Source organism: Falsibacillus albus, assembly GCF_003668575.1.
GTDB lineage: Bacteria > Bacillota > Bacilli > Bacillales > DSM-25281 > Falsibacillus > Falsibacillus albus.
In genome coordinates this window covers 122918-134933 of sequence record NZ_RCVZ01000003.1, presented here as the reverse complement: position 1 = coordinate 134933, position 12016 = coordinate 122918, and the positions used below count along the sequence as shown (strand labels likewise).

The 12016-nt window shown below is 43.2% G+C and carries 9 protein-coding genes; 8 read left to right on the top strand and 1 reads right to left on the bottom strand.

Going from position 1 to position 12016, the window contains the following annotated elements; genetic code table 11:
* The first annotated feature begins 62 nt into the window (after positions 1–62).
* The 6 genes from D9X91_RS05740 (at position 63) to D9X91_RS05715 (ending at position 6777) form a co-directional block, all read left to right on the top strand.
* Complete coding sequence (locus D9X91_RS05740) at positions 63–872, top strand: sugar phosphate isomerase/epimerase family protein (protein ID WP_121679629.1); 810 nt, start codon at positions 63–65, stop codon at positions 870–872.
* Positions 873–888: 16 nt separating this feature from the next.
* Positions 889–1953: a Gfo/Idh/MocA family protein gene (locus tag D9X91_RS05735; RefSeq protein WP_121679628.1), complete on the top strand. Its 1065-nt coding sequence runs from the start codon at positions 889–891 to the stop codon at positions 1951–1953.
* Between the two features lie 19 nt (positions 1954–1972).
* Positions 1973–2965, top strand: coding sequence for a glycoside hydrolase family protein (locus tag D9X91_RS05730; protein ID WP_121679627.1), 993 nt, complete (start codon positions 1973–1975; stop codon positions 2963–2965).
* Positions 2966–2995: 30 nt separating this feature from the next.
* Positions 2996–4156 (top strand): ROK family transcriptional regulator, encoded by a 1161-nt coding sequence (locus D9X91_RS05725; protein ID WP_121679626.1) that lies wholly within the window; start codon positions 2996–2998, stop codon positions 4154–4156.
* A gap of 291 nt (positions 4157–4447) precedes the next feature.
* Positions 4448–5320: a sugar phosphate isomerase/epimerase family protein gene (locus tag D9X91_RS05720; protein ID WP_121679625.1), complete on the top strand. Its 873-nt coding sequence runs from the start codon at positions 4448–4450 to the stop codon at positions 5318–5320.
* 392 nt (positions 5321–5712) lie between these two features.
* Positions 5713–6777, top strand: a complete 1065-nt coding sequence (locus D9X91_RS05715; RefSeq protein WP_121679624.1) for a DUF3900 domain-containing protein — start codon at positions 5713–5715, stop codon at positions 6775–6777.
* Between the two features lie 42 nt (positions 6778–6819).
* Here the strand turns inward: D9X91_RS05715 and D9X91_RS05710 are convergent, their stop codons facing one another.
* Positions 6820–8418, bottom strand: a complete 1599-nt coding sequence (locus tag D9X91_RS05710; RefSeq protein ID WP_121679623.1) for an APC family permease — start codon at positions 8416–8418, stop codon at positions 6820–6822.
* A 380-nt stretch (positions 8419–8798) separates the two neighbouring features.
* Between D9X91_RS05710 and D9X91_RS05705 the strand changes: the two genes are divergently transcribed.
* Entirely contained in the window at positions 8799–10196 is a 1398-nt protein-coding gene (locus D9X91_RS05705; protein WP_121679622.1) for an amino acid permease, read from the top strand.
* Between the two features lie 151 nt (positions 10197–10347).
* On the top strand, positions 10348–11745 hold the full coding sequence (locus D9X91_RS05700; RefSeq protein WP_121679621.1) for an amino acid permease: 1398 nt from the start codon (positions 10348–10350) through the stop codon (positions 11743–11745).
* Positions 11746–12016: the final 271 nt, after the last annotated feature.

Here is a 12016-nt window from a genome sequence, read left to right as displayed (position 1 = left end):
AATATATTAATTAATTAAATGAATTAATTAATTAATGACGTTGACTATTTGGGGTGAATGAAATGATGGAAATGGGTTGTCATCTCTTTCCGTGGAATGCCATGCTTCAAAATGAAGGCGTATTTTCAAAGAAAGTGAGTTTGCTGCTTTCATGGATAAAGGAAAATGGATTCAATTCCATAGAAATAGGATCCCACTTTATTCCATATGGCAAGGAGAAAGAATTTGACGGCTGGATTAAGCAGCATGGACTGAAAATTGCAGGAGTACATACTGGAAAACCGTTCTTTTTATCGGGATTTCAGGAAAACGAAATGGAAGATGTCGCAAAGGATATTTCAAGATTGAAAGAAGCGGGAGCAGAAAGAATCCTTTTCAGTACTTGGGGGAGCAAGAGTGTTGAGAAAGAAAGAGTCTCTGCTTTGATTCAGCATTTACATCTGCTCGGTGGAATAGCCCATGAGCATTCCATTTCTCTTTTATATCACAATCATGATCACGAGTTCCTCGATGGTGCATCGGGAGCAGAGCGGATAATGAAAGAGACCGATCCTAAACTGGTTTCTTTTGCACTTGATATTGGATGGATTCAGCTTGCGGGAGTCGATATCTTTTCTTTCTGGGAAGCGCATCAAAATCGGATAGAATATGTCCATCTCCGGGATGTAAGAGATTGCCGATTTGTAGAAATCGGTGAAGGAGAAATTGATTATGTCAGAGTGGTATATAAAATGAAAGAAACCAAAAAGCTGAAAGCAGCCATAATCGAAATGGAATTAGGCGACAATTACGGCGGTGGATTCACCGAACCTGAAAAGAGTGTCCTTGCTTCATATCATCATCTTCAAACCAATTTAAATATGAAAAAATAGAGAATGGAGGTCCTCTATGAGTCTAAGAATCGGAATTGTTGGAACGGGCAGCACGATTGGAGTGGCTACAGATCATTTGCAAGGCATTCGGGCTTGTCCCAATTGGGAATTGACAGCAGTATATGATGTCATTGCCGAAAATGCTGAAAAGTGGGTAAAGCGAAATGACCTTTCACCCACCATTATTTGCTCAAGTTTAGAGGAACTCTTGGAGAAAGTCGATGCCGTCTCAATCTGTACCGATAATTTCTCGCATGGAGCGATTGCTAGAAAGGCATTTGCGGTAAAGCTGCCGGTGCTTTGTGAAAAACCACTTTCCGTCAATTATCCGGAATCTATGAAATTAGCGCAGGAAGCAGAAGAGGCTGGAGTGGCGAACTATATGGGCATGCAATACCGTTATCACCCCTATGCACAGCTTATAAAAGAATTGATAGATGAAGGTAAGCTAGGACAAATATTTTCATACCGTCATAAACTTGGGGGCGGAAGGATCGGTAATCCGAATCTTCAGTTGGAATGGAGAATGAAGAAGGAAACATCTGGCCCTGGTTCGGTTGCTGATTTCGGGATCCATCAAATTGATCTCATACAATTTTTCTTAGGTGAGAATTGCGGAAAAATCAAATCTGTTCAGGCAGAGCTTGGCACCTATATTCCAGAACGAGGGAATGGGAACGACCTTGGCGCTGTAACGAATGATGATCTTTCCGTTATCATTGCCAGAATGGAAAATGGAGCAATGATTTCGCTGAATAATTCAAGGCTGCTCCCTCAAGATGGCGATGGGCTTGAAATCGTCGGTACGAAGGGGGCGGTGTATATGAACCAGAATGGGGAGATTTTTTTCAGGGGAAAAGATGAACATGGGAATTGGTTGGGTGCCTCTGAAGAAGTGAAACCGAAAGGAAAGCACCAATTTATTGGAGCGGCGAGAGGGAAACAATATCAGGAATTCTATGAAATCATTACTGAAAATAAAGACTATGAACTTTCCTTCGCATATGCCGCAAATGCAGCAAAAATCATCGATGCCGCCGTCGAATCGAGTGAACAGGGAAAAAGGATAATCCTAAAATAAATAAAAAAGGAGAATCACAATGGAAAATACAATGATTAATCAACCGGAAAATGGAATGGGACTCTGTCCACTATTTGATCCTGAAAAAGGAAAGACCGTCATTGAACCATTGGGCAGCAAAGAGGGTTATTGGGCAGGAGCACCTACAATATTGTTCGATGAAAAGGAACAGATCTTCTACTTATATTATAGGTTAAGGAAGCCCCGTGGATATGGCGAAGATGAGAGAGGATTCGAAGTCAGGATCGCGCGCAGCGAAGACGGGGAAAACTTCGAGGATATATGGAGCCTCCATAAAAGAGAGCTTCAATCCAGCTCGATTGAAAGGTCTTCATTGATCAAAATCAGTGATCAGCTTTACCGCCTTTATATCAGTTATGTCGATCCAGCAGATAATCGTTGGAGAATCGACGTAATGGAAGCAGCTTCCCCGGCAGAATTTCAAGCTGCTTCAAGAAAGAAGGTGCTGACTGCCGCTGACCTGCCTTCTGCAGAAGGTGTAAAAGACCCGTATATTCTTTTTCACGATAACCGTTATTATATGTATTTTGTCTATGCCAAAGGAATCGAACATGCCGAATCAATGAAAATGCATGAGACCGGCGATGTCCATAATACCGGGTTGGCAGTTGCACCTACCGGATTGGCCGTTAGTGAGGACGGACTGGCTTTTAGATGGATCGATACCGTTTTGCCTGTCAGTGAATCCGGATGGGATCAGTACCAATCCAGGCTTACGACTATTATTCCGTCGGGCAGCGGATATATGGTTTTGTGGGACGGCAGTGTAGGGGTAGAGCAAAATTATGAGGAGAAGGTTTCCACTGCTGTCACGTACGACTTAAGGACTTTTGCCAAAGTCGGGCATCAAGGTCCTGTGCTGGAAACATCGCTGAAAAAAGCGGTCAGATATGTGGATGCTATCGTACTTGAAGGACAGATTTGGTATTATTATGAATATTCCAGGGAAGACGGTGCACATGAGCTTCGTCTTTGCAAAGTGAAAATTTAAGCTCATCAAGAGTATTTGAGGAGATTCCGTATGTCATTGATCGGCCAAAATACATTGCGAACAAAACATTTAAATAGAGCATTGGTCCTGCAAACATTGTTGAGATTGAACATGCCTTCAAGGCAGGAGATTGCTTCGTATACGAAACTTACACCTGCAACGATCACGAATATCATTAATGAATTGATACAGGAAGGCCTGGTAATGGAGATTGGCAGCATGGCCACGGAGCAAAGGAAAGCTGGACGCAAAACGATCCTTCTGGATTTGGTGGAGGAAGCACGGATGGTGCTGGCGGTGCATATTCGCAGTGATAAGGTTGAACTGGCGATTGTAACGCTGAAAGGGAAGGTCGTTTATGATACTTCCTTCAACATGCCAGCTAATGCTGACCAAGAACAATTCCTTGATTTTTTGATAGAGAAAATTGAAGGGTTTATATCCGAACATAAGAACACAAAGATAGCATGCATCGGGATCGGATCGGTAGGCCTTGTCGATTTTGACAATGGCTTGATTATAGAAGCAGAGCACATGGGATGGAGACAATTTGAGCTGACTAAGATCATTTCTGAACATTTCAAAGTCCCTGCTTATATCGATCATCATGTAAGAGGCATGGCCCTTGCTGAAAAAATGTTTGGTTCATGTAAGAGACATTCGGATTTTTTGTGTGTATTTATCGGACAGGGGATTGGTTCGGGCATGTACTTGAAGGACCAGCTCTATAGAAGCGAGGGCACAGGGGCAGGTGAAATCGGGCATATGACATATCAGCCTGAAGGAAGGCTTTGTTGGTGCGGTAATCGAGGGTGTCTTGAAAGATACGCATCAGAGGGGGCCATCTTGGCGGAGCTCGACTTCACCTCCATCGATCAAATCATTACTGAGTATCGAAATGGCAGCTCTCCAGTGATAAAAGAAATAGAAGCAGCCACTAAGAAGATATCCGTTGTGCTGACATCGTTCATCAATATGTTTCATGTGCAAAAAGTCATCATTGGCGGAAAACTAACTCAAAATGACATGCCGCTTGTCCGTCAGATCGAATATGAAGTGAATCATCAATCCTTCTTGGCTAAAAGAAGAAAAGTCGAGATCCACCCTTCCAATATGGAGGAGCATATCGGTGTCATTGGGGCTGCCAGTATAGCTCTGCTATATGGGGTTTACTCGGCAAAAGCAGAATGATGGTTTTTTTACAAAGATTGTTGTTTTTCTTAGTTTTTTTATAATAATTTTTCGTTTGATGTTGGTTGGAGCGGAAGGTGACGAGACGCCGGAGAGAAAAGCGGGACAGGGGAGCCCCCCGCAGCGAGGAGAATCAACGCTGTCTCTCGGAAAGCGAGCAGCCTTCTGCGGAAACCAGATTTGCACAACCTTTGATGATTAGCAGCAAACTTAGCCGAAATGAGCATTAAGAAACCAGCGAACAATAAGCAGCACCAATTATGAAAACAACCGAGGATAAAGGATGAGAATATGAAGCTTGGATATTTGACCAACAGTTTGGTCCATCATGGAATTACTGATTTAAATGAGATTGTGGATTGGTCGATCCAACATGGATTTCAGGCATTGGAAATCGGGCCGAATATCCCATTTGACCAATTAAAGAGAGTGATTGAAGAAAAAAGTATTACCATCTCTGCTCTGACTTATTGCAGGAACTTTCTCAGCGCAAATGAGGATGAAGCGAATCACCATCGCATGGAGCTTAAGTCGCGCGTGGAAAAGGCAGGAGAACTAGGGATTCCAATGGTGGTCACCTCTACAGGAATCTGTTCCGATGCCAGAGGGGATTTCTACGATGACTTCGATGCCATCAGGTCCAAGCCGGAGAACAGTCTGGATCAAGTGTGCTCATTCTTCGATGAAATCATTCAATTGGCAGAACGGGTCAATGTAAAAGTGGCATTTGAAAACTGCCCGCTTATGGGGAACATTGCTATCTCACCTGATTTATGGGCTGCCTTGTTTGAAAAGCTTGATTCACCAAATGCAGGTCTGGCATATGATCCCTCCCATCTGATCTGGCAGTTTATCGATCCATATCTGCCCATTAAAGAATTCAACGAGAGAATCATCCATGTCCATGCCAAAGATACGGAGATCGACCATGAACGCCTTAAAAGAAAAGGTTTTCTAACTGACTTCAGTTGGTGGAGGTACCGCCTCCCAGGCCTGGGTGAATTAAAATGGTCAAAATTCCTTTCAGAGCTAGCGGAAATTGGATATGAGGGAACGATCAGCATCGAACATGAGGACCCGGTTTGGGGCGGAGATCTGGAAAAGACCAAACAAGGACTGCTCCTCTCCAAGCGTACGCTTGAAAATCAGCCCAGCTTCTTTTAAGAAGGCTCTTTTCTCAAACTTTGTTGCTTTAACGACTAAAATAGGATTGTCCATTCAATTTTTTATCTTTAAAATGGCCAAATAAGCGAGCATCCTGCAGCGGAAATCAACCTTGCACAACTTTTGATGAATAGCAACAAACTTTACGAAATGAGCGTTACGAAATCAGCCTTCAAGAAAAATGAAATTCAATGGTTGATGCATTCAGGATGTAGAAAAAAGGGATCGAGAGGTTGTCCTCTCGATCCTTTTTATCATTTTTCTGACAATTATATTTGATTATTGTACGTGGTTAATATGTTTGTCCGTTCGTTTCCGCTGCAGGCATGATTGACGAAAATACAACCCTCTCCTATACTGAGAAAAGCTGATAAAAGAAACTAGGTGAGAAAATGGATTTTCAAATAAATTTTTTATCGTTCTATGTCGTCAATGTAGAAGGAAAAGGTGAAAACGCCGATAAGCGCTTCAAGCATTTTCAGACACTGAACGAGCAGGAATATGAGAACGGTCCGCTTAGGGAATTCCTTGATGGAGAGCTTGCCAAAATCGTGAAACGCAAAGTGACGAGGCATCCGAAAACGGAAGAAGTCCCGACAAAAATCGGTTATTTCATTGTGGAGGAGGGGCATGACCTGACTTCCAATCCGAACTTCAACCTTTTTCATCGAGTGCGGTACGCCGAAGACAAGGACGTCTTCCAGACGGAGTGTGAAAAGTTTGCTGCTGCCTATGTCGATACAAGTGCGGTTCGCGGAGGTGTTTTTTTAGTCGCTCAGGCTAAAATGCGAAAGTATTTTGATGAACCATTCGTATTCATTTTAAAATGTGATTTTGAACCAAAGGTAGCATCGATTTCGGATGAATCCACATTGATCAGGAATGTAGAAATGGCCATCACGACCAAGAACATGAAATCGATTCAATACCCATATATGCCAGAAGAGGGGATGCTGGATGAGAATGAATTAAAAATCCATCAATCCTCCCATGCAAGATACTTTGAAGATTTCCTGAAGTATGTGGAATATGGCCAGTCGATGCCGGAAATCGTGAAAAATCAAGTCATGGATATCGTGAAAGGGCATATGGAAGAGGCTTATGAGCCTGAGAGCGAAGAGCTGGAAGAATTGGAATCGGCGATGGAAGTCTGGTCGGCAAGTGAGAAGAGGGATATCCAGGAACGGTTCAACACGGAACAGGTCATGGAGGCTGCCGCCCAAATCGTTGAGCACACACCTGATTTGGAGCTGAAGATGAAACTTGATTCTGTTGCGGTCAAAGGGCTGCTTTCTGATTTTGGAGAAACGGTGCATATGGCGAAGGTCGGCCATAAATACGTTTTGGTCGTCGAAGCCGACTCGGTCGTATTTGAAAAAGGTTTTTCGCCGGTCGAGTTCCTGAAGCCAGATGATCTCGAACAGGTCATTGACAGGATACGAAAGAAGCAGGGATGACATAAAAAGGCTCTTCCGCCTAAGCGGAAGAGCCTTTTTATATTAAACCTTTGTTGCTTCCTCTGAGTCGGCAACCTCCACTCTCGGTTCATCGAGTGCGGCATGAACCCCCCAATAATAGAAGATCAACGATCCCACCGCCGTTACGATGGTATCTGTCGGAGCGGTGAAGATAAAATGGTCGAGCGGGCCATAGCTTCCGATATAAGACATCAGCATCAAGTAAATGTAATAGAAGATGACCCAAGATCCGGATTTTAGGTGGAGCTTGATCATGTCTTTCGTGAACTCTTTTTCCTTATACGTAAAGATGAAATAAAGGACCAGAGATAAAATGATGATAGGCATCAAGAATGAGATGACCTTCCATTTGCTCCAATAAACGACCAGCGTTGCGGCAACGAATGCCAGCGGTGCCAAAAAGTTTGCTGCCTTCAAAAAGAATGGCCGTTTCATATCCGGCATTTTATGCCTCAATGCCATAAGGGATACCGGGCCCACAACGAATGTCAACGCCTTGGCTGAAGTGCTGGCATCAACGAGGTCTTTCCATGCCTGGAACCGCGCAGGCATCATCCATAAGATGGACAGGAATAGGGTCAGCCAGAGCGCAGAGCGAGGCAAGCCTGTCCGTGGATCGATTTTTTGAAACACTTTAAAAAAGTATCCATTTTTCGCCCAGGCAAATAGGGAGCGTGCGGTTGCTGAGAAATATATGTTCCCTGTAGCCGAAGGAGAGATGACTGCATCGATCAGTACAAGATTGGCAAGCCAGACCAATCCGATTGCGCTTGCAAGGTCTGCCCATGGAGATTCGAAGTGAAGGGAACTCCATCCGCCGTCTTGAAGCATATCCGGTGGTACAGCGCCTAAAAAAGCCAGCTGCAGCAATAGATATATTAATAGACCAATCAAAACGGACAAAATAATCGCGAACGGTATGCCCCTTTCCGGTTTCTTCGCTTCCCCGGCAAATTCGATCGGCTGCCGGAACCCATTGAAGGCAAAGACGATCCCTGCACCGGTGACTGCAGCAAATATTCCCTTGATCCCGCCGGGCTTGGCGCCGTTTACATGGAAATTCGCGGCATTGAAATGCATCAATAACACACTGATGATAATGACAGGGACGACAAATTTAAAAATGGTTAAGAAAGAATTTAGTTTTCCAAAAAAGTTGACGCTCCAATAATTCAATAAAAAGAACAATAAGATTAAACTGATCTGGACGACGAATCCCCAGAATGTCGGCGTCCCATCCTTATAACCAAGACCGCCGAACCAATACTCCAAATAGCCCCTTACTGCCTGCGCCTCGATGCTGACAACCGCAGAATAGGCAAGCATTGAAATGAAGCCGATCAAGAATCCGACAAGCGACCCGTGTGTAAAGTCAGGATATCGGACGAATCCGCCGGCGACCGGCATGGCAGCACCAAGCTCTGAGTAGACAAGTCCAATTAAAATGATGATGACTGCCCCGAGCAGCCATGAAATCCATGCATACCCTCCTGCATATTGAGCCCCTGTTGCGGCTGCATACAACCAGCCTGAGCCGATGATTGAGCCGATTCCCAAAAATGTTAAATCAAGTGTGCTCAAATCTCTTTTGAAACGGCCTTTTTTACTTTTCTGTGCCATAAATCCACCCCTAATATCTGAAAATATGTAGATAGCATAATTTACCCTTTTTATAAATTTTTAATCTTCTTATCGATAATAATCAAAAGATGTTTTCGTAAATATTGTTGTTTAAATCCTAATGCCGACTTTAACGTAAAAATAGCTATTTTGAAGTTGAACCTTTGCTTAAACAATCCTGCTCTATTAGCTAAAGCAACAATGTATGGGAATAGAGCTTAATCAAAAGATGTGCAAACGGAAGATAAACGTATAAAATCGAGTGGTTTACAAAAAATAAAAAATACTGATATTCGTTGGTAAATGAAGTAAGTTTAGCAGCAAGTATGTACGGGATATTGTAAATTATCAACTACTACTTTAAGAGAGGGTTATTTACCATGAATAATCAAAAATTAGGATTTTGGGTACTGACGGCATTAGTGGTAGGCAACATGGTCGGATCGGGGATTTTTATGCTTCCGAGATCATTGGCAGAGGTGGCAAGCCCAGGAGGAGTGATTTTGGCGTGGGTCCTGACGGGAACCGGGGTGCTGCTCATCGCTTTGGTATTTGGAAATTTGTCGATTCGAAAACCAGAAATGACAGGCGGCCCGCAAATATATGCCAAAGCCTTATTCAAACCAGGATCACAGGCTTCGATCCTTTGCGGCTATTTGGTTTCATGGGGATATTGGGTGGCTAATTTCACAGGGAACGTTGCAATCATTACGACTTTTACAGGATATTTATCCACCTTCTTCCCGATTTTGACCAGTAAATCAGATTTCTTTCAAATTGGCGGATACACCGTTCATGTCGGGAATTTCCTTACTTTTGTCGTTTGCTCTGCATTGTTGTGGTTTTTGCATTTTATCATCCTGAAAGGGGTCGAAGGGGCAGGGCGACTGAATTTGGTTGCAACAGTCGCCAAGGTTGCAGGATTTATCCTGTTTATTGTAGTGACGTTATTTGCATTTGAAAAGAGCAATATATTCCCTTTGATAACTCCCGTTCATGACAAGGCAGGCCAAACGGTTTCATTGATGGGACAGATAAATGGTGCTGCAGTGGCAACATTATGGGCTTTTGTCGGTGTGGAATCAGCAGTCGTCTTTTCATCAAGGGCCAAAAATAAATCAGATATCAAGAAAGCTACGATTACGGGGCTGTTGATTGCGACATTCATTTATTTGGGAATTACCATTTTGGTCATGGGGGTCTTATCTCATAATCAACTGATCCATTCTGCTAAGCCATTAGTCGATGCGCTGTCAGAAGCAATCGGTCCAAGCGGTGCGTATATACTTGCTGCATTGGCGTTGATCAGTTTATTCGGGGCGACGATCGGCTGGATTCTACTCAGTGCAGAAGTTCCTTATCAGGCTGAGAAGCAGGGGCTGTTCATAAAAATATTTGGGAATACGAACAAGTACGGTGCGCCTAATACTTCTCTCATCATTACAAACGCAGCATCCCAGCTGTTCATTTTCTCGACGATATCTTCATCCATTTCATCGGCATTTGATTTTGTGATTTTTGTGGCAACATTGGCCTTTTTAGTGCCGTATTTAATATCAACCGTTTATCAGCTGAAGCTTGTCCTCAAAGGAGAGACCTATGAGAACCAAAGGAAGAATCGATGGGTTGATGGAGTGATTGCTGGATTGGCAACTTTTTACTCATTATGGGTCATCAAAGCGGGAACTGCCGATTTGAAAACATTCTTATTTGGAGTTGCACTATTGGTGTTTGGGATTATTTTCTATCCGTTTGTTCCAAAACCAGGAAAAGAGTAGGCTGATTTTCATGCTTATAAAGCCATTTGATGGGAAAACTCCGCATATATGGTTCTGTTTATTGAAATTACTAACTGAAAATATGAAAAACATATAGAATTCTGAAATATTCAACTATATAATAAGTTCCGTACTAAAAGGAGGACATCAAATGAGCTTATGGAGAAAGAAAGACATCGGTACAATGATGGAAGGTGCAAAACAAGGAAATCTTTCCAAAGATCTTGGAGCTCTTGATTTAACGATGCTTGGGATTGGCGCCATCATCGGGACGGGGATATTTGTGTTGACAGGAACAGGGGCTTTAACGGCAGGGCCAGGTTTGATATTTTCATTCATTATAGCCGCAATGGCCTGTTTCTTTTCAGCCCTTTCATATGCTGAATTTGCTTCTACGGTTCCGATTTCCGGTTCAGTATATACGTATACGTACGCTACGCTGGGAGAATTAGTCGCATGGATCATCGGCTGGGATCTCATCCTTGAATATTTGCTGGCTGTCAGTGCAGTTTCTGTCGGCTGGTCAGGCTACTTCCAATCCTTGATAGGAGGACTGGGAATTCATGTCCCGAAAAGCTTATCAGCAGCACCTGGGGCGATTCCTGGAGCAACCACTTATTTCAATTTGCCGGCTTTTCTGATTGTCGTTGTCATAACACTCTTGCTATCAATTGGTGTGAAACAGTCCAAAAGAGTCAATAATATTATGGTTTTTGTGAAGCTGGCGGTGGTTTTGCTGTTTATCTTTGTTGGGTTCAGCTATGTGAAGCCGGCCAATTGGCATCCGTTTCTCCCATTCGGATTCAGCGGTGTGTTTTCGACTGCAGCTTTGGTATTCTTTGCTTTTATCGGTTTTGATGCAGTCGCCTCAGCGGCTGAAGAAACGAAGAATCCCAATAAGAATTTGCCTAGAGGAATTTTATTTTCCCTATTAATTTGTACATTGCTATACGTGGTGGTTTCTGGAATCATGACAGGGATTGTTCCATATAAACAATTCAAGGGGAATGTGGATCATCCAATCTCACTTGCTATTCAAGTTGCTGGGATCGATTGGGTTGCCGGGATCATTGACCTCGGAGCAATTCTTGGAATGACTACAGTCATGCTGGTCATGCTTTACGGACAAACGAGGATCATGTTTGCGATGTCCCGTGACGGTTTGATGCCAAAAGGATTTTCTGAAGTCCATCCGAAGTTTCGCACACCATTTAAAGCGACTTGGTTTTTAGGCATCATTGCTGCACTCATGGCATCTTTTCTGCCGCTCCAAGAACTGGCAGAGCTTGTGAATATCGGAACGTTGTCAGCATTCGTCCTTATTTCTGTCGCAGTCATTGTCCTGCGTTATACGAAGCCTGATTTGAAAAGGGCTTTCCGTTGTCCGGCAGTGCCGATCATTCCAGGACTGGCCATCCTGTTTTGCGGCTTTTTGATATCGCAGCTTGGGAGCGCCACGTGGCTAAGGTTTGGTATTTGGCTCTTGATCGGGCTTATCATCTATTTCCTGTATTCACGCAAGCATTCCAGACTCAACGATGAATCATAATCAGCAGAAGAGAGGCTGTCCCAATAATTTGGACAGCCTTTTTTGCAATTAACATCATTCCCTCATCTGATATCAACTGCAAATTTTAATACGTAAAGATGTAATTTTCTATTGAATTGCCTCAAATCTAGCATTACAATTATCTTAAATAGACAGAAAATTTTCAAAAAAGAAAAGGGGGGGAGAATGGATGAAAAAGATATTTATTGGATATTGCCAGGTCGTCTCTGATGAAGCTTATTTGCCCCTAAATCCTTTTGCCGCAGCACGA